The 21,266-nt window shown below is 39.0% G+C and carries 25 protein-coding genes; 11 read left to right on the forward strand and 14 right to left on the reverse strand.

Annotation, left to right across the window (positions count from 1 at the left end; translation table 11 throughout):
* Positions 1 to 10 precede the first annotated feature (10 nt).
* Complete coding sequence (locus tag Q4597_RS13790) at positions 11 to 487, reverse strand: GAF domain-containing protein (RefSeq protein WP_303406630.1); 477 nt, start codon at positions 485 to 487, stop codon at positions 11 to 13.
* Positions 488 to 673: 186 nt separating this feature from the next.
* Here Q4597_RS13790 and Q4597_RS13795 point away from each other — a divergent pair, with 186 nt between their 5' ends.
* The 5 genes from Q4597_RS13795 to Q4597_RS13815 are packed head-to-tail and all read left to right on the forward strand — an operon-like array spanning position 674 to position 4,822.
* The gene (locus Q4597_RS13795; RefSeq protein WP_215912003.1) at positions 674 to 1,252 is read left to right on the forward strand and encodes a TetR/AcrR family transcriptional regulator; all 579 of its coding nucleotides are present in this window, start codon (positions 674 to 676) and stop codon (positions 1,250 to 1,252) included.
* Positions 1,253 to 1,280: 28 nt separating this feature from the next.
* Entirely contained in the window at positions 1,281 to 1,913 is a 633-nt protein-coding gene (locus tag Q4597_RS13800) for a nitroreductase family protein (protein ID WP_215912002.1), read from the forward strand.
* A gap of 19 nt (positions 1,914 to 1,932) precedes the next feature.
* A complete protein-coding gene (locus Q4597_RS13805) occupies positions 1,933 to 2,928 on the forward strand; it encodes an NADP-dependent oxidoreductase (RefSeq protein WP_303406633.1) in 996 nt (331 codons plus the stop codon).
* 29 nt (positions 2,929 to 2,957) lie between these two features.
* Complete coding sequence (locus tag Q4597_RS13810; protein WP_215912132.1) at positions 2,958 to 4,118, forward strand: iron-containing alcohol dehydrogenase; 1,161 nt, start codon at positions 2,958 to 2,960, stop codon at positions 4,116 to 4,118.
* 26 nt (positions 4,119 to 4,144) lie between these two features.
* Complete coding sequence (locus Q4597_RS13815; protein WP_303406634.1) at positions 4,145 to 4,822, forward strand: type 1 glutamine amidotransferase domain-containing protein; 678 nt, start codon at positions 4,145 to 4,147, stop codon at positions 4,820 to 4,822.
* Between the two features lie 83 nt (positions 4,823 to 4,905).
* Here the strand turns inward: Q4597_RS13815 and Q4597_RS13820 are convergent, their stop codons facing one another.
* A complete protein-coding gene (locus tag Q4597_RS13820; protein WP_303406635.1) occupies positions 4,906 to 5,829 on the reverse strand; it encodes a LysR family transcriptional regulator in 924 nt (307 codons plus the stop codon).
* A 94-nt stretch (positions 5,830 to 5,923) separates the two neighbouring features.
* On the opposite strand from Q4597_RS13820, the gene Q4597_RS13825 reads away from it, so the two are divergent.
* Positions 5,924 to 6,526 (forward strand): NAD(P)H-dependent oxidoreductase, encoded by a 603-nt coding sequence (locus Q4597_RS13825; protein ID WP_303406636.1) that lies wholly within the window; start codon positions 5,924 to 5,926, stop codon positions 6,524 to 6,526.
* Between the two features lie 152 nt (positions 6,527 to 6,678).
* On the opposite strand, the gene Q4597_RS13830 is transcribed toward Q4597_RS13825, so the two are convergent.
* Together Q4597_RS13830 and Q4597_RS13835 are read right to left on the reverse strand one after the other, a co-directional pair.
* Complete coding sequence (locus Q4597_RS13830) at positions 6,679 to 7,287, reverse strand: bifunctional 2-polyprenyl-6-hydroxyphenol methylase/3-demethylubiquinol 3-O-methyltransferase UbiG (RefSeq protein ID WP_303406638.1); 609 nt, start codon at positions 7,285 to 7,287, stop codon at positions 6,679 to 6,681.
* Positions 7,288 to 7,307: 20 nt separating this feature from the next.
* A complete protein-coding gene (locus tag Q4597_RS13835) occupies positions 7,308 to 8,216 on the reverse strand; it encodes an NAD(P)/FAD-dependent oxidoreductase (RefSeq protein WP_303406640.1) in 909 nt (302 codons plus the stop codon).
* A 107-nt stretch (positions 8,217 to 8,323) separates the two neighbouring features.
* Between Q4597_RS13835 and Q4597_RS13840 the strand changes: the two genes are divergently transcribed.
* Positions 8,324 to 8,698, forward strand: coding sequence for a Fur family transcriptional regulator (locus Q4597_RS13840; RefSeq protein WP_215911995.1), 375 nt, complete (start codon positions 8,324 to 8,326; stop codon positions 8,696 to 8,698).
* Positions 8,699 to 8,930: 232 nt separating this feature from the next.
* Here the strand turns inward: Q4597_RS13840 and Q4597_RS13845 are convergent, their stop codons facing one another.
* From Q4597_RS13845 to Q4597_RS13870, 6 genes are all read right to left on the reverse strand, one after another.
* On the reverse strand, positions 8,931 to 9,731 hold the full coding sequence (locus Q4597_RS13845) for an alpha/beta fold hydrolase (RefSeq protein ID WP_303406643.1): 801 nt from the start codon (positions 9,729 to 9,731) through the stop codon (positions 8,931 to 8,933).
* Positions 9,732 to 9,848: 117 nt separating this feature from the next.
* Entirely contained in the window at positions 9,849 to 10,694 is an 846-nt protein-coding gene (locus tag Q4597_RS13850; RefSeq protein ID WP_303406645.1) for a hypothetical protein, read from the reverse strand.
* A gap of 265 nt (positions 10,695 to 10,959) precedes the next feature.
* Complete coding sequence (locus Q4597_RS13855; RefSeq protein ID WP_303406648.1) at positions 10,960 to 11,682, reverse strand: hypothetical protein; 723 nt, start codon at positions 11,680 to 11,682, stop codon at positions 10,960 to 10,962.
* A 131-nt stretch (positions 11,683 to 11,813) separates the two neighbouring features.
* On the reverse strand, positions 11,814 to 13,016 hold the full coding sequence (locus Q4597_RS13860) for a sorbosone dehydrogenase family protein (protein ID WP_303406650.1): 1,203 nt from the start codon (positions 13,014 to 13,016) through the stop codon (positions 11,814 to 11,816).
* A gap of 18 nt (positions 13,017 to 13,034) precedes the next feature.
* On the reverse strand, positions 13,035 to 13,928 hold the full coding sequence (locus tag Q4597_RS13865; RefSeq protein WP_303406652.1) for a sugar phosphate isomerase/epimerase: 894 nt from the start codon (positions 13,926 to 13,928) through the stop codon (positions 13,035 to 13,037).
* 104 nt (positions 13,929 to 14,032) lie between these two features.
* Entirely contained in the window at positions 14,033 to 14,662 is a 630-nt protein-coding gene (locus tag Q4597_RS13870; RefSeq protein ID WP_303406653.1) for an SDR family oxidoreductase, read from the reverse strand.
* 144 nt (positions 14,663 to 14,806) lie between these two features.
* Between Q4597_RS13870 and Q4597_RS13875 the strand changes: the two genes are divergently transcribed.
* The gene (locus Q4597_RS13875) at positions 14,807 to 15,403 is read left to right on the forward strand and encodes a pseudouridine synthase (RefSeq protein WP_303406655.1); all 597 of its coding nucleotides are present in this window, start codon (positions 14,807 to 14,809) and stop codon (positions 15,401 to 15,403) included.
* Between the two features lie 12 nt (positions 15,404 to 15,415).
* Here the strand turns inward: Q4597_RS13875 and Q4597_RS13880 are convergent, their stop codons facing one another.
* Both Q4597_RS13880 and Q4597_RS13885 read right to left on the reverse strand, forming a co-directional pair.
* A complete protein-coding gene (locus Q4597_RS13880; protein WP_303406656.1) occupies positions 15,416 to 16,099 on the reverse strand; it encodes a DUF1080 domain-containing protein in 684 nt (227 codons plus the stop codon).
* Between the two features lie 72 nt (positions 16,100 to 16,171).
* Positions 16,172 to 16,627, reverse strand: a complete 456-nt coding sequence (locus Q4597_RS13885; protein WP_215440318.1) for a cold-shock protein — start codon at positions 16,625 to 16,627, stop codon at positions 16,172 to 16,174.
* 411 nt (positions 16,628 to 17,038) lie between these two features.
* Here Q4597_RS13885 and Q4597_RS13890 point away from each other — a divergent pair, with 411 nt between their 5' ends.
* Complete coding sequence (locus tag Q4597_RS13890; RefSeq protein WP_303406659.1) at positions 17,039 to 18,499, forward strand: c-type cytochrome; 1,461 nt, start codon at positions 17,039 to 17,041, stop codon at positions 18,497 to 18,499.
* Between the two features lie 76 nt (positions 18,500 to 18,575).
* Here Q4597_RS13890 and Q4597_RS13895 read toward each other — a convergent pair whose 3' ends face one another.
* The gene (locus Q4597_RS13895) at positions 18,576 to 19,370 is read right to left on the reverse strand and encodes a hypothetical protein (RefSeq protein ID WP_303406661.1); all 795 of its coding nucleotides are present in this window, start codon (positions 19,368 to 19,370) and stop codon (positions 18,576 to 18,578) included.
* Between the two features lie 174 nt (positions 19,371 to 19,544).
* Between Q4597_RS13895 and Q4597_RS13900 the strand changes: the two genes are divergently transcribed.
* Together Q4597_RS13900 and Q4597_RS13905 are read left to right on the forward strand one after the other, a co-directional pair.
* On the forward strand, positions 19,545 to 20,171 hold the full coding sequence (locus tag Q4597_RS13900; protein WP_246560609.1) for a GntR family transcriptional regulator: 627 nt from the start codon (positions 19,545 to 19,547) through the stop codon (positions 20,169 to 20,171).
* A gap of 270 nt (positions 20,172 to 20,441) precedes the next feature.
* Positions 20,442 to 20,585, forward strand: a complete 144-nt coding sequence (locus Q4597_RS13905) for a hypothetical protein (protein WP_215440314.1) — start codon at positions 20,442 to 20,444, stop codon at positions 20,583 to 20,585.
* Here Q4597_RS13905 and Q4597_RS13910 read toward each other — a convergent pair.
* Positions 20,582 to 21,253, reverse strand: coding sequence for a haloacid dehalogenase type II (locus Q4597_RS13910; RefSeq protein ID WP_303406664.1), 672 nt, complete (start codon positions 21,251 to 21,253; stop codon positions 20,582 to 20,584). The genes Q4597_RS13905 and Q4597_RS13910 overlap by 4 nt on opposite strands.
* Positions 21,254 to 21,266 lie beyond the last annotated feature (13 nt).

Here is a 21,266-nt window from a genome sequence, read left to right on the forward strand (position 1 = left end):
AAGAACAAACCTAACCTACCAAGGCCTTGCTCATAGCTTCTCCAATTTTAAGCAAACTATTGCGCTCGTCTTCCGTAAAATCATAGGGCACCGGTTTGGCTATGCCCAAGGTACCGTATAATTTTCCGTCAAATAACATGGGCGCGGCAATGGAACCCTCTACTTTGGTTTCTTTGGCAGCAGGACGGGCAACACCGGAATCATCTGTCTGTAAATTACACATTTCTACGGCCTCTTTACGCTCTGCCGCAATACCTGCCATTCCTTTGCCTACGGGGATTGTAGTTAGTTTAGGTATTAGAAATGGAGGAATCCCTTTCTGAGCTTGCAATTGTAATAGTTCTGTTTTTTGATCTAAGAAATGAAGGGTTCCCGTGCTACAGTCAAAAACGCTAATTACATTTTCCAATACTTGTTGCCAATCTATGGTAGACAGCCTTAGGTCGGTTAAAATACGGTCTACGGTCAATTCTTGCTTATCACTCATATTCTTGATGTTTACTAAATAGATGGTTTGTCTCCTTAAAGTTTCTTAGGCCAGACCGGCCTGCCTACAAATCTACTAAAGTAATCCCTAGATAGTCCCACCCTATTGACATTGAAAAACTAAACCTTTGTTAAAAAAGAATGAACGTTCATTTTTATTCTTATCTTTGTACTAGAATTAGAAACAATGACAGAATTAACAAAGAGTCAAATTAAGAGAAACGCACTGGTCAAAGCTACAATTGAATTGGTGAACAACAGTGGTTTTCACGCTGCACCAATGTCCAAAATAGCTAAAATGGCCAATGTATCGCCTGCTACAATATACCTCTACTTTGAGAACAAACAGGATTTGGTAAACAAGGTGTACATAGAGGTAAAAGCAGCTTTTACAGATTACGCGTTTGCTACCTATGACCCCAACATGGAAGTTGAGGAAGGCTTTGAGGTTATATGGAAACGTATTGCCGATTTTAAACTGAAGGAATGCGAAGAAGCAATGTTCTTGGCACAGTGCGACAATACGCCTATGATAGACGAGCAAAGTCGAGAAGAAGGGATTAGGCACTTACAACCCCTGTTGGATTTGTGGGAGCGCGGTAAGAAGGAAGGCAAGATTAAGCCGTTATCGGATTACATCTTGTATGCCTACTCCATCAATCCTTTATCCTTCTTGATGATTACCCAAAAAAGAGGACGTTTTCAACTGAACGAAGACCACTTGGAAGAGGCCTATCAATCTGCATGGAACAGTATAAAAATATAAACACAATCATTTTAAACACAACATACAAATGGAATTACTTGATAAATTAAATTGGAGATACGCTACAAAAGCAATGAACGGCGAAACCGTACCACAGGAAAAAGTGGACCGTATTATAGAAGCGGCCCGCCTTGCCCCTACTTCTAGTGGATTGCAGCCTTTTGAAATTATAGTGGTGACCAATCAAGAGTTAAAAGAAAAAATAAAGCCAGTGGCTTGGAACCAATCCGTGATTACAGATTCATCTCACTTATTGGTATTTGCCGCATGGGATAATTATACCGAGGAACGCATCAATAAGATGTTTGACCTTACCAATGAAATTCGTGGTTTTAAAAACGAAGGTTGGGAAAATTACAGACAACAACTATTGGGTATGTACCCACAACGTGACCCGGAAGTAAACTTCCAGCATGCCGCTAGACAAGCCTATATAGCATTTGCCGAAGCCCTTACCGCTGCCGCTTTTGAAGGAGTAGACTCCACGCCTATGGAAGGTTTTGACCCAGATGCCGTAGATGAAATTCTTGGTCTTAGGGCAAAAGGGTTGCGTAGTTGTGTTTTACTACCGATCGGTTATAGAAAAACGGAGGAAGATTGGTTGGCCAACTTGGTCAAGGTAAGAAAGAGTACAGAGGACTTAGTTACCGTAATGGACTAATTACAAAAAAGAGAATACTATGAAAACTATCTTATTAAAAAATAGACCTAAAGGGAAACCTTCGGTTTCGGATTTTGAATTTATAGAGGATAATTCTTCTTTGGAAATCAAAGACGGAGAGTTGCTTTTGGAAACAGCATACGTTTCAGTAGACCCCTATTTAAGGGGAAGAATGAACGATGCCAAATCGTACGTGGCTCCTTTTGAATTGAACAAACCCGTGCATTCAGGTATTGTAGCAAAAGTTATAGCATCTAAGCACACAGAGTTTAAGGAAGGAGATTACCTTGCGGGCACCTTGGATTGGAAAACCCAACAGGTTTCCAATGGAGAAGGCCTTACTAAAGTTGATGCGGACAAAGCGCCGTTGAGTGCCTATTTGGGTATTCTGGGAATGACCGGTTTAACAGCCTATTTAGGGCTCAACGAAATTGGGAAACCTAAAAAAGGGGAAACCTTAGTGGTTTCCGGTGCGGCCGGTGCCGTAGGTAGTGTGGTAGGCCAAATTGGTAAAATACTGGGGCTTCATGTTGTTGGTATTGCGGGTAGTGATGAGAAGGTAGAGATGCTAAAATCTAAATTCGGTTTTGATGAGGGCATCAATTACAATACTACTGAAGATATGACTGCGGCCATTGCCAAAGCAGCACCAAACGGAGTAGATGTTTATTTTGATAACGTGGGCGGTCCTATTTCGGATGCGGTGTTATTCAATATAAATCATTTTGCAAGGATGGTTATTTGTGGTGCTATATCGGTATACAACAATACAGAACTACCTAAGAGTGTAAGCGTGCAACCCTTTTTAGTGAAGAACAGTGCACTTATGCAAGGGTTTATTGTTTTCAATTATCAGGAAAAATACCCTGAGGCGCTTCAACAACTATCAACTTGGTTGGCCGAAGGTAAATTGACCTATAGCGAAACTATAGTAGAAGGTTTTGAAAATATCCCTCAAGCCTTTATCGATTTGTTCGATGGAAAAAACAAGGGAAAAATGGTCGTTAAAATATAATGACCGAAGTAAAAAAAAGAAAAGAAACTATGACAAATTTTGAATTTAAGAATCCTACCAAAATCATTTTTGGAAAAGATACGATTAAGAAAATAACGGAAGAAATTCCTTCTGATGCCAAAGTATTATTGCTTTATGGTGGTGGAAGCATCAAAAAGAACGGTATTTATGACCAAGTTAAAAAAGCATTATCCAATGCTGATTTGGTTGAATTTGGCGGTATACCTGCCAACCCGGAATATGCAGTCCTCATGGATGCTCTAAAGTTGATCAAAGAAGAGAACATTACCTATTTGCTAGCTGTTGGTGGTGGTTCGGTTATTGACGGAACCAAGTTTTTATCGGCCGCTGCGGTTTATGAAGGTGATGAGCCATGGGACTTTGTAAAGAAAAGAGAGCCTATTAAAAAAGGAATGCCTTTTGGAACGGTCTTAACGTTGCCGGCTACTGGTTCAGAGATGAATTCGGGAACGGTAATTTCCAGAAAAGAAACCCAGGAAAAATTAGCTTTTGGAGGTCCTGCCCTATTCCCACAGTTTTCGGTATTGGATCCCCAGGTAATTACTTCTATTCCAGAAAGACAGTTAGTAAACGGTATCACTGATGCTTTTACTCATGTTCTTGAGCAATATATGACGTATCCGGCGGGCGGACTTTTACAAGACCGTTTTGCAGAAAGTATTTTACAGACTCTTATTGAGATTGCTCCTAGAGTAATTAAAGACCCTAGTGATTATGAGGCGGCATCCAACTTTATGTGGAGCTGTACCATGGCATTAAACGGACTTATCCAACAAGGTGTTCCGGGTGACTGGGCCGTGCACATGATGGGCCACGAGCTTACCGCAATGTACGGAATTGATCATGCCAGAACTTTGGCGGTAGTTGCGCCAAGTCATTATAAATACAATTTTGAATCTAAAAAGGAGAAATTGGCTCAATATGGCGAACGTGTCTGGAATATTACCGAAGGTAGTATAGATGACAAGGCGTATGCCGCTATTGAAAAAACGGAAGCCTTCTTTAAGGAGTTGGGCATTGACACCAAACTATCCGATTATACTTCCGAGTATGAGGGTACAGGTGAAAAAATTGCGCAACGCTTTACCGATCGTGGCTGGAAAGGTCTTGGCGAGCGCCAGGCGTTAACCCCACAGGATGCCGAGAAAATCGTAAAAATGGCATATTAATAAATAAAACTTTAAAAACTTAAAAGATGAAAATACTATTCGTTTTAACCTCTCACGATAAATTGGGAGATACAGGTAAAAAAACTGGATTTTGGGTAGAAGAATTTGCAAATCCATACTATACATTATTGGACAAAGGTGCAGATATTACCTTGGCAACACCAAAAGGTGGCGCTGCTCCCATTGACCCGAGCAGTAATACTCCAGACGCAAGTACTGCAGATACAGAGCGTTTTGAGAAAGACCCGGTAGCACAGGAAAAAATCAAGAACACAAAAGTATTGGCAGATATGAATGCCGATGATTTTGATGCAGTTTTCTATCCCGGTGGCCATGGTCCGTTATGGGATTTGGCAAATGACGCCAATTCTATCGCTTTGATAGAAAAATTCAATGAGCAGAAAAAACCTATCGCTTTTGTATGTCACGCTCCCGCCGCTCTAAAAAGCGTAAAAAGTAATGACGGTGAATTCTTGGTAAAAGGTAAAAAAGTTACCGGATTCACAAATACCGAAGAAGATGCTGTTCAGCTTACGGATGTTGTTCCGTTCTTGGTTGAGGATGCATTAAAAGAAAATGGAGGTATCTACTCTAAAGGTGAAGATTGGGCAGCTTACGCATTGCAAGATGGCAACCTGATTACAGGTCAGAATCCTGCTTCATCTGAACTCGTAGCCGAAAAACTTTTGGCTAGTTTAAACTAATTGTAGTTCCCCCGATTTTCCAAAAAAGCTTACCGGTCTTGCCGGTAAGCTTTTTTTAATTCTAAAAATTAAACAGCTCTGGTTTAAACCCCTTTGTCTACCTCAGTTTTCATTTTTGTTCTGAATATACCTTGGAGCACTTTCAACTCTTTCTTGTACTTTAAATCGGTTCGGGATGCAAAATACAAGGTGTTTTCCGTTTTTACTCTTCCGCCCCAAATACGCTTGATTTCATTATTGGAAATTGCCTCATGGCATAAAAAATCAGGAACTAGGGCCAACCCATTTTCGTTACTCAAACACCTTATAATAGAGCCAATATTGGGCAGAATATAATTGGGTTTAAAACTAGGGCGCTTTTTAAAGTTTTCATACCAGAAACGCCTAAAGTGCTCCATTTCATTAGACGCACTATACCATGTATTCCGCTGAAGTTCTTTTTCCAGTTCCTCATAATTGTGGGACTTTATATGGGCTTCTACCGCAGAGGTATCTGTCTTGATTCCAGCAATTAAAATAATCCGCTCTTTTGAAAAAGCCGTGTATTCTACTAGAGATTTTTTATCACTTTGTTTTCTTGGTGTAATTACTAAATCCAATAATCCATTGTTTAAGTCCTTTATCAAATCCGTATGTGCTCCAAACTTGGCAACCAAATCAAACTCTAATTTGGGAATTTCGTGCTCAATACTGTGTTGGAACATTTCGGAACACATCCCCACATGTAACGATGGATTTTTTTCTTGGGTAGTTTTTTTAAAATGCTGTTCCGCTATCTCTAGCTTGTTAATGGATTCTATGATGTATTCGTACAAAAACTTGCCCTCTTCCGTTGGAATCATTTTCCTTGAGGTACGCTCAAATAGCTTTTTACCCACATAGGCCTCTAAGGCGTTTAGGTGGACACTTACCCCAGGCTGCGAAGCATATAACGCTATGGAAGCTTTGGTTAAAGTTCCGTTTTCATATATTTCCTTAAACGTTCGGTACCATTCCAAATTCACCATCTCTATAAATTTATTGATACAAAGGTATGATTTGTATTATTTTCACAATAGATGTAATGGCTTTAATTTTGTCTTGAATTTTAAAATAAGACAGATGAAAAATATTTTTATTATAAATGGAAGCCATCCTTTTGCGCATTCCAGAGGAAAGTTCAACGAGTCCCTATTTGAAACTACGGCTGCCTATTTTAGGGCGTTAGATGATACTGCCGTACAGACTACACAAGTGGGTGATTCCTATGACCCATTGGAAGAAGTTAAAAAGTTTAAATGGGCGGATTTAATAATTTACCACACGCCTATTTGGTGGTTTCAATTGCCATTTGGTTTTAAGCAATATATTGATGTGGTATTTACGGAAGGACATCAAAACGGTATCTATACCAGTGATGGCCGAAGCAGTAAAAATCCGGATATCAATTATGGAACCGGAGGTTTAATGCATGGAAAAAAATACATTTTAACCACAAGTTGGAATGCCCCTAAAGCTGCCTTTACTTTAGAAAATGAGTTCTTTGAGCAAAAAAGTGTTGACGATGGGGTTATGTTCGGTTTTCATAAAATGAATGCTTTTGCGGGTTTAGAACGCTTAGCTACACATCATTTTCACGATATGGAGAAAAATGCCAACGTACCCTTAGAACTGGAGAAATACAACACTTTTTTAAATGAAGTCACACAACTTCAAGGGATATAAACTGTTGAATATCTCATAAATCTCAGGCTACTAATTGTAATTTATTACGCAGCAGTTGAGTTTTGAAGCCCCGTAGGCATATATATTCCAATCTAACAAAAGAGCTTACCGGAAAAACCGGTAAGCTCTTATAGTTTACTTATAAAGTTGGACTAAATAGCCGTTTTTTTACATTCTATGAAATACATAGGTTGGCTCTCCTCTATCTCTGTAATTTTAAAGAGTCCATACTTTTCAAACTCCGTTTGTACAGATGCCTTATCATAATAAAATAATTGTACGCCTTGGTGAAATTCGTATCGGTCCTGACCAATTAATTTTCCCTTTCCAAAATTAGGGGCGTCTTTTGTAATGGCCGTAAACACCATAGTCCCATTTTCTGTCAATTGATTATAACAATCCTGAATAAGCTTGGTGCGTTCCTTAACATCCAATAAATGGATGAGGGCGTAACAAAAAATTCCGTCGTACTTCACGTCGTCAAATGGCATATCTCCTACTGAACCGCAATGAAAACTCATAGTATTGCCGTAATGTTTTTTGGCTAGTTCTATAGCGGTTTTGGATATTTCAATGCCGGTAACCTGCATACCTTCCTCTACAAAAAGTTGTGCATTTCGGCCATAACCAACACCTGGAACAAGGATATTTTTGGCAGATTGCCCAACAAAAAGGTCTCTGGCCAACAAAGCAGATTTTGCAGGCCTTAAGCCCCACATTTCTTGTTTGTTTACAAAATTATCTTCCCAAAATTCAGCCATTTTAACGGGTTATATTTGTTTTAAAATTCCTCATGGGCCAGCTCCATATTCACTATTGCACCGGCCTTATTACCTTCTGCAACGGCCGATGCTACAGACCGTAAGCGAGTAGTATTGTCCCCACACGCAAACAATCCGGGAACTGTGGTTTTTTGCATGGCATCCACCTCTATATAACCTTCTTCGTTCAACTCACATCCTAAATGAGCCGGTATATCTGAATGTTGTGTAAAGGGTAGACTCGCATAAGTAGCGTCAAAACCTTCTTTACTTCCATCCTTAAAAATCACATTTCTAATATACCCATTTTCATGTTCGATCTCGGATATCTCTTTTTCTATAATGCGTATGTTATTCTTTTGGAGCTTCAACAGCTGTTCCTCATTAAAATCGGCTGGTCCATTGGTTAAAACCGTGAGGTCATCCGTAAGATTATGAACCAAAGAAGCCAAGTGCATCGCCCTATCACCATTGGCCATCAAACCTGTTTTTTTATTCCTTATTTCATATCCGTGGCAATACGGACAATGAACGACCGAGATTCCCCAACAGCTAGAAAAGCCTTTTATATTGGGCATTACATCATGAATTCCAGTAGCAAAAATTACTTTCTTTCCTGTATATATTTTTTCTGATTGTGTTATAATCTGAAAGTTTTCACCCAATGTATTTCCCGTTACGGCAATATCATTAACAAAAGTAACCGTCTCATAGACTAACACCTGAGACTTGGCCTTTTCAGTTATAGCACTTGGTTTTTCCCCGTCAAGGGTTATAAAATTATGAGAATGTGGCGTTTGCCTGTTACAGGGCTTACCGCCATCTAGAATAAGTACGTTTCGTAAGGAGCGCCCCAAAGCCATTGCCGCCGAGAGTCCTGCGTAACTTCCACCTACTATTATTACATCAAAATTTGTGTCTCTAGTCATAACATTGCTTTTTAATGCGAATTTGTCGCATTAGTATACTTTGCAAATATAGCAGATTTTTGTATTATTGCAACACAGTCGCATTAAAATTTAAAAATGCTTTTTTCATGAAAAGACGAAATACGCCAACCAAGGAAGCGGTACTTTCTGTTTTAAGCTCTACCACCAAAGCCATGAGCCAAAATGCCATTGAGCAAAAAATAGACATGGACATTGACCGGGCTACTATTTACCGGGTATTGAACCGCTTTTGTGATGATGGAGTTCTACATAAGGTGGTAGCAGATGATGGCAAGCAGTATTTTGCCCTTTGTATAAAGTGCGATGAAAAGGAGAAACCATTACACCATTTTCATTTTAGGTGCACCCAATGCGAAACTATAGAATGTTTGCCCGTTCCCGTAAACTTTTCACTGGACCATGGCTATGATGTACAAAGTGTAAATTGTGTACTTACCGGGGTTTGTAACGACTGTAGTTAATGCCAGTATTCCCCCTAGTTTTACTTTAGTTTCTTTCTAAGCCGAACAATACCTCCCGTAATCAGAGCCGGGACTGCAGTAAGTACGGCTACCTTAACAAAAGGCAACACCTTTCGCATCCATCTTTTTTAAGTCCTTTTTTATGAGGGTCTCAACTATTCTCTTACTGGAATCAACGGCTTTATTCTAGTTGGACCAATGACGTACGGTTTAGTGGAAATTTGTGTTTTAACTATTCCTTATAATCTACACTATCAAGTATGAAACCTACAATAGGTCCGGGATCTTCCAAGCTGTGCGGATGATGACCTACTCCCTCTTTTCGGATAAGCTTTATGGTGCCTCCAGCAGATTCAAATTTTTCTTTGAGCAATGCCGTGTTTTCCTCAAAAGGAACCACCACATCTACAGCTCCATACACGTGTAGAACAGGAATGCCGGCTTCTGCCACCTTTACACCTGTATGGATGGGAATACCTTTAAAACTTTTTACGGAAACCGAGTCCAGCCCATGGGCCGCCAAACAACGTTCCCAATCTTTGGGACTTCCTTCTCCGCTGTACAGACCTCCCGGCCAACTTTTAATATCACACACCGGGGCATCTGCATAGATGGTAAAAACCTTGTCCGTGTTTTGTGCCGCCCAATTGTATACGATCAGTCCGCCACGGCTCAAGCCTTCCAACACCACCTTTTTGTTCAGGTTATATTCTGAAATACAATAGGCATAAAAATCGTTCCAGAGCTGTATGGCCTGTTCATTCCCGAATAAATGCGCCACATCTAGGTAAACCACATGAAACCCTTTTTCCAAAAGGGCTTTATCTACTTGTGGTTCAGCACCCCAAAAACGGGCACGCCAAATCCAGTAGCCGTTAGCATTTGCTTTCTTGGGAAATACCACCTTGGCATCACGCCCCTGAAACACAAACTCTTTTACCTCATATTCCGAAAAAACCGAGTCTTTTGCAAAGGCCGTTAGCGAAACAAAAAGCGTAATCAGAACAAGAATATGAGTGGTGTTTTGTTTCATTTTTGGGTTGGGTTTATATGGGTTGAAAAAATGGGTTTTTATTTAAAAGTAGAGATAATTATTTTTTTTATTTTTAATACGAGTTAGATGCTTGTGACAATAGAGGTTCGGCAATCCTTAATTCGAGTGTATTTTTACCCAATCTATAAGTTCATCTTTATCCACTGCAACCCAAGTCGCAGCGGTATTTTTTTTCTCTGTATTACTGTCCTCTGGATAAAATATTACCAAATCAGAATTTTCATTTCCCATAAGTTTTAATTGAGCAATAAGTCCAACCATGTCCGGTCCATTATTATCAATCGTTGTTTTTCTTTTCTTCTCCAACCAATATTCTATAGCTACTTCCATATACGCTCTTGTCGGATACTCCTTAAAACAATGAATATGTCTATTGGTTTCATCAGAATAACTATAGGAAGAAAACTCAAGGTATTCTTCTAGATGAGTCGCAGGAGTACCACCAAGATTTTTTTCAAGAACATAATTAGAAAAGGTGCCTTCCCAAACTGCACCTTCATCAAAATTTATTCTTCTATCTCTTTTACCTTCATTGTACTGTCTAACCCAATCTAACGGAGCGTCACAAACAACAAGTCCCGCAATGTTTAATTTGAAATTGGGATTAGTTTTATGAACAAACTCAACATATTTTAATACGCGGTGCCCAGACAAACCTACGCCCATTAGAAAAACATTTTTATTGGGTAGCTTGTTTTCCTTAAACGCCTTTTTTATAGCTAAGTGTGCGTCTAAAATTGAGATATCAGAAAAGAAAAAGTCCAAGGGTATTTCTGTTGAAACCGATAGAACAGCATATCCAGATTGGTTAGACTGGGAATAAATTTGTTTTGCGCTGTTGTTCTTGTTATCAAATTTAGAATCCTCCAAAAAGATAATAACACCATTTATTTTTCCCTTGTCCGGCAAGGCTAACGTATATCCTTTTTCTATAAATTTCAAAAAATCTGTGTCCAATTTACCAATTTGCAAACTATCTTTTTTTGCCTTGCTATATGCTTCAACAATTTGTTGCCCATACATGGGAAAGGTTGCCCAGACTGTAAGGATTATAAGTATTGATTTAAGACTCGTCTTCATAATTTTTATTCTAGAGAAGATTCTGGTTTATCGGAGGTAGGAAATTGATTTATAGTGTTTTGTTTTGTCACCAAGTAAGAGCGCGACGCTTGCACTAGCGGGCCAGGGCTAAATTTTATATAAATTACTATGAACTGATTTTTTTACATCCACTAATTCTTCTAGCTCTGAATTCATCAATATCTGATAAAAGATTTTTCTTTAAGTATTGAAGAGTTTTTATTGATTCGTTATATTTTGTTCGAGCGTAATCATCATTGAAATGCAATTCATTTTCTTGAATTTCGTGAATGTGAATTTTATCTCTTATACCTTTTTGTTCCTTTAATTTTTCAAAAATAGTAGGGTCATAAAACTGAATAATATTTCTATAATTATCCAATAATCCATTATTTCTTATTTGTTTTAAACTTTTAAGATAGAATTCACAATTTGAATTCAATGGACAAGTATTTCCTTCTTCATCGATACAAAAATTTCTTAAGTCGTTATATGAACATTTTAATACCCCTTCTTGAATACTAACAATATTAATAATAGCTTGTTTTCGGAATAAAGCACCTACGCTTAAAAATATATTAAATCGATTAAGAAAATAGTTAAACAAATCGCTTAATTGTAAAGAATAAGCTATATTATCTCTTTGGTTTTTTGTTTTTATTAGTTCATAAAGATTGTACTCTTTTTTATAATATGCAGCACTTCTGATATAGTTTTCTGGAATTCCTATCAATCTGAATTTTTCCACATCAATATTTTCAGAAGGAGTATTATATTTCAGTCTAATATTCTTTTCAACATCTTTGAGAGCATTAGTAGAAATATCTATTAAATTTTGAAGCTCCTTCATCTGTATAAATTTGTTTGTTAACTAACTAAATGCAAAATACATCGTTATATCCAATTTTCGGAATACAAACGATGTATTTTCTTATACTTTATAAAGTAACGAGTTAGTGCAGCCACTATCTCGTAATCTCCCTACTCCACACTCGCCACTTGGCTACTTCCATCATCATAACTTACGCGGTAGATCGCATCACCAAAATCATCGGAAATCAATAAAGAGCCATCTTTAAGGAACAGTACATCTACCGGTCTACCAAATGCTTCTTGGCTTTCTTCATCCAGCCAACCTTCTAAAAAGGTTTCATAAGCTACCGCCTCATTGTTTTCAAACTTTACCAAAGAAATACGGTACCCGGATTTTTTGGAACGGTTCCAAGAGCCATGTTCCGCTATAAAAGCGTACTGCTTGTACTTCTCAGGAAACATATCTCCGGTATAGAACTTCACCCCTAACGGAGCTACGTGGGCACCTAAATTCTGTACGGGCGCCACAAAATCCGAGCAAGGGCGTTGGTCTCCAAATTCAGGATCTTTAATGGTTCCGCCATGACAAAACGGATATCCAAAATGCTGGCCGGCTTCCGTAACACGGTTCAACTCACATGGGGGAATATCATCGCCCATCATATCCCTACCGTTATCCGTAAAGTACATTTCCTTGGTTTCCGGGTGCCAGGTAAAACCAACTGTATTCCGTACACCATGCGCATAGATCTCACGGTTGCTTCCGTCAGGATCCATACGGGTAATAGAGGCAAAACGTTTGTCCACTACGGTAGAATCACAAATATTACAAGGTGCTCCTACTGGTACATACAATTTATCGTCCGGACCAAAAGCAATGTATTTCCAACCATGGTGAAAAGCTTCCGGATAATCATCATAAATAACCTTGCGCTCGGGAACACTGTCCAGATTAGCTTCAATATTATCGTAACGGTACAAAGTACTTACATCTGCCACATAAAGCGACCCGTTTCTATAGGCAATTCCGTTAGGGGATTCCAAAGTAGTATCCAATTCAATTACCTTATCTGCTCTAAAATCCCTATCGCGGTCCTGAATAGCATATATTTTTTTCTCGTTCCTGGTCCCTACGAACAAAGTACCGTCATCTCCCATAGCCATGGAACGTGCGCCATCAACACTATCTGCATACACCTCAATCTTAAACCCGTCCGGTAGTTTCAGACGATCTATGGGCAGTTTGGATTCCGATTCATCATAAGTTACCATGGGCTCTTTTTCTTGGGCCTTTTGTTTTTTCTCGTTACAGGCCGTAAAACCTACAAGCGCAGCGGCAAGCAAAATAGCTTTAAGGGAATAGTTTTTCATGTGTTTGTTTTTGTGTTATTAGAGGTATTGTTTTAAGTTTTTCTTGAAAAATTTTGCACTGTCCGCTATACTGGTCATGGAGTCTTTTGCAAAATTACTTCCTTGTTCTATATAGTAATATTCTAGGGCATTCGTATCTATTTTAGAAAGCATGTCCACATAATCTATGGAGCCATTGCCCAGCTCCGTATAATCTCTAGTGAGTTTGTCCATATCTTTTATATGCCACATTACGTAACATCCGGGCTGCTCTGCAATCCATTCTTGAGGGGTCTTTTTAGAGGAATGCATTACCCAATACATATCCATCTGCAGTTTTACCAATTGCGGATTGGTTTCTTTTAAGATGATATGATAACCGGTTTGCCCATTGTGGTCCGTAAACTCAAAATCATGGTTGTGATAGGCAAAGCCGAGTCCTGCGGAATTTACCTGTTCGGCCATCCAATTTAGTTTTTCGCTCAGTACCTTAAAATTTTCAATGGTTCTAAATTCAGGTGCCAGCCAAGGCCACGTAATATAGGGCTTGTTCAAGATATGCGCCCCTTGGATACAGGCATCCAAATAGCGTCTAAGTTCATCTTTTGGCTTATTGAAATAGGACGAAAAATCATAATGCCCACTAGTGGTGGTAAGGTTTAAATCGTCTAAAATAAGTTTGAATTCCTTTGCCTCATAGCCGTAATAACCAATGGTCTCGGGGTCAAACCCATAGATTTCCAAATCTTCATAGCCCATGGCCCGGGCCTTTTTAAGACTGCCCAGTGGGTCCGCTTTCATGGCATCGCGAATAGTGAACAACTGCAATCCCATTTTATATTTTGATGGATTTCCTAAAGAAATACCGGTAACCGGAAGTAAGGTTGCAGCCGAAGCCATACTACTCTGTTTTATAAAATCTCTTCTGCGCATACTTCCTAACTGTAATTTCTAAATTGGACAAAAAAAAAAGGGTCTGCCTAAAAGCAAACCCTAAGATATTACAATCTTTTGGTACGAACGAAAATATCTATAATTTATGAAACCGAATCTATGGCCTCACCTATTAAAGTATCTCCTGCTAAAATCTCAAAAGTGGTATTTTTAACGGCATCATCATGCAATGCGCGAACCAAGGTCTGCGCAACATCGGCCCTACTTATAGAACCTGATTTCTCCAAACTAGAGGCCGCTTTTATCTTTCCCGTCCCCTTATCGTTCGTTAATGAACCGGGGCGCACAATGGCATACGTAAGATTACTGTCCTTTAAATAGACATCTGCATTATGCTTTGCTTTTAGATAGTCCTGAAGGTCACTTGCCTGTTCCGGATTGTCCGCGCCCATAGAGCTTAGCATGACAAACTTCTTTAGGTTACCGGATTTTGCAGCGTCTACCATTTTCTTGGCACCTTCTTGATCTACTTCCTTGACCTTCTTTCCGCCAGAACCGGCCGCAAAGATTACCTTATCTATATTCTTTACCGTATGTGATATATCTTCTTCCAAATCGCCCATAACCGTAGTAATGTTCTCTTTCTCAAATTGCTCCTTTTGGGATTCTTTACGAACCATGGCAATTGGAGTGAAATATTGGGATTGATTTAAAAGTGTCACTATTTTTTTTCCTGTGGTACCATTGGCACCCGCTACTAATACATTTTCCATTTCTTCATTTTTTTTAGTTATTACAAAGGTAAGCAGCAAGGGTGCTGCGGCTTGATGCAGAATAATTCATTTTTAACCCAGAAGCACAACCGGTCTAGGTTTTAACCCTAAGTCTTCATTACCTTTACGCCATAATTTTTTTGAATGGCCCACCAACATTTTAAAATGTACAAGCCCTTTGGTTTTATCAGCCAAATGGATTCCAACAATAAAAAGGAAAAACGATCTAAACGTTTTATAAGCGAACTATACCCTTTTGAAGATGCGGTTATGGCCATAGGCCGATTGGATCTAAAATCCGAGGGACTCCTTCTAATGACTACCGATGGAAAACTAAGCGATACAGTTAACCGCTCCGGAATAGAAAAGGAATATTACGCCCAATTGGATGGCCTCATTACCCCCGAAGCCATTGAAAAATTACAAAAAGGAGTAGAAATAGGTATTGAAGGCAAAAAGTATTTGACCAAACCCTGCCAAGCTAAACTGATTACCGAAGAACCTGATTTTCCGGAACCGCACCATTTACTCCGCGTGGGCACCCATAGACCTAATTCATGGCTTTCCGTAACCTTAACGGAAGGTAAGTTTAGACAAGTGCGTAAAATGACAGCCGTAGTGGGGTTTCCTACCCTACGCTTGGTTCGGGTGCGTATAGGAGCCGTCACACTTAAAGGAATGAATCCTTCTGATGTGGTGGACTTTCCCGATTTGCCCGTTGTATTGAATTTGGAAGATTGAGTAACCTAAAAATTACTCTGTTAATTGAGAAATAGGTAGTAGTTCTACTTTACGGAATTCTACTTCGGAACCCTCGGCCTGCAATGCAATCTGCCCTGTTTGGGCCGTAGCGTTGTAACCATGGTTGACCAAATCTCCGTTCACCCAAACTTTAATTTCATTTTTCAGGCACTCTATGGTCATACGGTTCCACTCACCTACCGGTTTTTCAGAACCATCGGTAAGGTTAAGAATCCTACGTTTTTTGCCTTCTGTAATGCCCCATTCCGCTTTGGGCCCACGGCGTTCCAACATATCGTCTACCATAATATCTTCAACAATACACCAAAAATCACCCGCATTTTCATGCATCATCTGCACCTCTATAGATTTAGGAAACATTTTGTAAAGTGAGCGTGGCGTAGAGGCAAACACAAGAACTCCGCAATTACCGGGTTCACCGGCAAAACGGTATTCAACATCCAATCTAAAATCTTCGTAAGTTTTATCCGTAATGATATGGCCTGCCGGCGTGCCTAAGCTTACCAACATGCCATCTCTTACAATAAAAGGGTTTCTTGCATCCGTACTGTCCATTGCAGGCACATCTATATGCCAACCGCTCAAGTCTTTACCATTAAACAGGCTTTTTGCCGTAGGGGTACAAGACCAGAAGGTAGTAAGTACTACTAAAAAAAGAGTTAGGAACTTTTTCATAGTTACAGAAAACAAACCCTAAGGGTTTTGCTTAATTAGGATACGTTACGACAACTAGGAAGGAGAAAAAAGTTATATTTTCTTTACTCGTACCGCGTTCATACCTTTCATCCCTTTTTCAAGTTCATAAGATACTTTATCGTTCTCATTAATTTCATCAATAAGACCACTTACGTGAACAAAATACTTTTCTTGATTTTCGGAATCAATGATAAAACCGAATCCTTTTGAGAAGTCAAAATACGACACCTTACCGTTGCGTACAGGGTCAAATTCTTCTTCATCTCCTTCTTCTTTTTTAGGAATACCTAAAACAATGTCTTCGGCATCTACCTGAACTTTTTGGGATGGATCTGGCGGGGTATCTACAAGGTTACCGTTATGGTCAACATAGGCGAAAGGGATTCCTTCTCCACCTTCTTTTGCAGCAGCTTTACGTGCGTCTTTTTTCTTCTGTTTTTCCTCTCGTCTCTTTAGACGTTTTTTCTCTTTTTCAGTCTTGTTGTAAGTTTGCTGCGATTTAGCCATTCGGTATTTTTCTTGTTTTAAAATTAGGTTGATAAGGTACGGATTTATTTTTATTTTATTCTGATTCCCATGTTAAGAAATTAAAGGAGACAAACCATCCGAATTACTTCAACAAAATGGATTTAGTCAACTCATTAACAAATACTTGTAGATAATTTTCACATAAGAAAGAAGTCTGCTTTTATGTTTCTTTTCGTTTACCCAATAACAAATCATGGCTTTGGAGCGATAGTAAAAGGGAATTCCGAAAAATAAATTACAAATTATTACCTAGCTCAGTTCCACGCCTCCTAGTTTTCGGTTTATCTATTATTTTTGTCCTTCACGAGTTAAAACATTCATTAACGGCATATATTAGTATCTTTCAACAGCATTACATCCTTCTGTTTCAAGCGAATAAAACTTTATATTTTGAAAAGACCTATCAACATCCTTGTCCTAATGGTTCTATTGATAACCGGGTATGCCTGTTCTAGTGACAACAATGAATATGAACCCTTACCCGATCAAGAAAACCCTAATCCAACTCCTGATCCAAACCCGGAACCCATAATAGAAGTTGATGCTATTCCTGCATCTGCACAGCGAACCGGCGATACCACAATTGGTTATGAGTTTTTAATTTCAGGAAACTACATGAGCTCCGGCGTACCTTACGAAGCTTTTTTACAGGGTTTTGGAGCTGACAATAGCAATGTTTTGAACCGTAGTGGAGATAACGCCAATATTGGCTATGAATACACGGCCGTAGATGCGGCCAACGGCGTTAGAATAGTATCTCCTAACTGTATGTCTTGCCATGCCGGTTTTATAAACAATGAATTTGTGCTAGGATTAGGTAGCCATGCGGCGGATTTTACTATCAACAGGGCCGTGAATATGGATTTAGTAAGTACAGGTATTTCATTTTTGTACGGTGGAAAAGATAGTGATGAATGGGAGGCTTTTGATCAATTCAGAAAAAGTATAGAAGCAATTGGTCCAAAGACACTCACCGAAACCAGAGGAGCCAATCCCGCCGATAAGATTACCCGTGTTTTAGCAGCGTACAGAGATAAAAATACTTTGGAGTGGACAGACGAACCTCATGTTGGTGTGCCGGACGAGGTCATTCCTACGGATGTTCCGGCTTGGTGGTTGTTGAAAAAGAAAAATGCTATGTTCTACCACGCAATAGGACGTAAAGATTTTTGCAAATCATTTATTGGCTCTAGCCTGCTTACGTTGGATGACAAAGCAAAAGCGGAGGAACTAGACCCAAAAATGCCTGATGTTCTAGCTTACATTTACAGCATTGAAGCTCCCGACTATCCTTTTGAAATTGATGCTAACCTTGCCGCACAAGGGAAACCGGTTTTTGAAGAAAATTGTGTAAAATGCCATGGTTCTTATGGCGATAACGAAACGTACCCCAACCTTTTGGTTGCCCTTTCCACAATAGGAACCGACCCTGAATTATCAAAACTTTACACAGAACCATCGGAACTAAACGATTATTTTCTGGATTGGTTCAATACGGGATGGTTCGGCACAGGCGCCAATGGATTGGAATTTAACGCTGAAGGCGGATATATTGCTCCTCCCCTAGATGGCGTTTGGGCAACCGCCCCTTACTTCCACAACGGTTCCGTAGCAACTATTGCCGAAGTTCTGAACAGCTCTAAACGTCCTAAATATTGGAGCCGAAGCTACAGCAGTACCGATTATGACAAAGAGAACCTAGGATGGAACTACACAGAAGAAACTTCTAAAGTGGACAAAGAAACGTATGATACCACCATAAAAGGTTACGGTAATGGTGGGCATACTTTTGGAGATGACCTTAGCGATACACAGCGCACCGCTTTAATTGAATATTTAAAAACCCTATAGGTACTTAGCGATTAAAAATCAAAAAAGCCCTTATCCGTTTGGATAAGGGCTTTTTGTTTTATTGTTGGTGTTAATCCTATTTTAAAGAAATAGTTTCAACTGTACTATCTGGGTATATAAGTGTAGCGGTATCATCACAAGTGCCATCTCCAAAATCAACAGAAACAGCTAAACCATTTTTATCTAAATTCATAGTACCCTTTCCTATATAATCGCACGTAAATTCAGCTTCTAAATCTGAGGTAATACCAATAGTGTATGTATCATTGTCTGATTTCAGAATCCAATCACCATCAATAGTAAGCATGTTCTTTTCTTCACCAAAAACAAAAGCAAAAGATTTGGTTCCTTTTTCGTAAATCTTTTTATCGTCCTCAAGGGTTAACGTCATATCAACAGTTACATCAAAAACAAGAGAATCATCTTCTCCTTGGCTTATGGCAAAGGCCCTGGTTCCATCTAAACCAATTCCGCCCACCATCAAATCATTATACGTTACGGAATAGGCGTATGAATCGTTATCCGAACCATATACCACACTTAAAGAACCGTTTAAGACTTCGTCATTGCCCTCTACGGAACAATTGTCAAAACTTACCGTAAAACCTGTATCGGAATATTCCGCAACATAGCATGAAGCATCCTTGGCAGATTTACCGGACTCTCTATTACTAAACAAGTCCTGAACGATCATATCAGCCGAGCTGGACATTTCATCCGTTTCAAGAACGGTCTTAATTTCGGTCTGATCAATTTTTTGATCTTGCTCGTTATCTAGAATTTCGTTGGCATCATCACTACAGCTGAACGCCAAAAGACTAGTGGCTACCACTAGTGCATAAGGTCTAACATTTTTAAACAAATAGCTCATAATCAAATTTATAGGTTTTGCTCTCAGAACGGGTATTCCTGTATTTTATTATAGTTCAGGGGCATTTTAAGACCAAATACACTATTCCAAGTTCAATGAACAACAAACCTGAAATCAGTTCACTTAAAAAAACATTGTAAAATCGTATACGATAACTATATTTACGATATGGGAATGAGCATCATATTACGCGATAAAGTACGGGAACACCTTTTACGACAAATGCAAAAGGGAGATTTACAACCCGGACAAGGTATTAACCTTGCCGCCTTATCCCGTAAATTAAACGTGAGCGTCACCCCTATTCGTGAAGCACTAACTCAGTTACAGCAGTCCCATATTGTGCGGGCCATTCCCAACCGTGGTTTTGTAATTGCCGCCGTAAATCCGGAAGAGGCCAAAAACCTATATGAGCTTGTAGCCCATTTAGAAGTTCTTGCCCTGGAAGAATCTACGTTTAACGAAAGTGCCATTAACAAGCTCAAAAAACAAAGAGACGCCATTGCCAATGCAGTAGATGCACTGGAACGTGTTAATGCGTATATGGAGTTTCACCGGTTACTAACTTCCAATTACAAAAATCCCGTTTTTCAACAGATTCTAAAAGACCTCAAAACCCGTGTGTTTTTCTATGAGCGAGCTTTTATGTCCAATGATTCTTTTCATTACAACTCCAACGATCAACATGATGCCATAATCTCCGCCATTGAAGATGACAATATCCCTTCGGCAGCATTGGTTTTAAAAATGAATTTAATGCTCGTTAAAAGTTACATAGAAAAGCAACTTGTAGTTTTATAGATTCTTCAACAATATTCTTAAATCACTTCTTTTTTTAAGCCATTCTTGTGCTTTTGAATCAGTATTCTATGCGATATCACACAAATCGTTGCATACCTTTATACTGTTCATTTTCAAGGGTTCAATTATCAAATCACAAAGTTTTTGTAAAATGATATCCCCTTTTAAAATACCGATTTACATTTGACTTGTAATTCGACTAAAAATCGAAAAGAAAGACAACAATTTTAAACTGAAGACGTTTTAACGATACCTTAAAAAATAGAAAACATGGGTTACTTATCTCCTCAAATAGAAGTTTTGGCCAGAAAGAAAAAACAAGAAGAAAAATCATTGATCAAGAAGGAATATTCTTGTGGTATTTTTCAAGATTATGGCAATCTAGACGAAAAAGAAAGTCTAGCAAAGCTTTAATTTTCTGTAATTACACGGGCAATCTCTAGAATAGTTTTGCCCTCTATCTCAGGCATCCCCTTTAACGGATAAATGGCGTGATTTTCGCGTGCAACAAAGGCTGTTCGTAAACCGGCCCGTTTAGCGCCCAAAATATCCCATCCGTGGGCTGCCACCATCATAGTGTTTTCTGCCGATTCACTCATCTTTGCCAGAACTGAATTATATGATGAGCCTTCAGGTTTATAACGCGCAACAACATCTACGGACATAATAGCATCAAAATAAGATGCCAAACCAGCAAACTCCAATTGCTCGTTCAAAACCTTTTCATTTCCATTAGAAAGCGCTACCAACTTTATATTTGCTTCCTTTAAGAGTTTTAGACCTTTTTTTACATCATCATGCGCCGGTAATTTTTTTATATTCCCTAAAATGCTATCTACTTGAGCATCTGAAAGGTTTTTACCAAACTTTTTCATAGTCATTTGTAACGTTGCTTTTCCAACAGCACTAAAATCTTCATAATTGCCCGTTAGGGTTTCCACCAAGGAATAATGCAACAAGGTCCTGAACCATAATGAAAAAGCATGCTGAGAAGCCAAAGCCGTGTTTATAGCTTCCTCCAAGGGCTTCATGTTTAAAAGTGTCTCGTTTATGTCAAAAATAAGCAGTTTAGGTTTCGTCATTTTATATTTTAAT

Source organism: Zobellia sp. 1_MG-2023 (genome assembly GCF_030549125.1).
GTDB lineage: Bacteria > Bacteroidota > Bacteroidia > Flavobacteriales > Flavobacteriaceae > Zobellia > Zobellia russellii.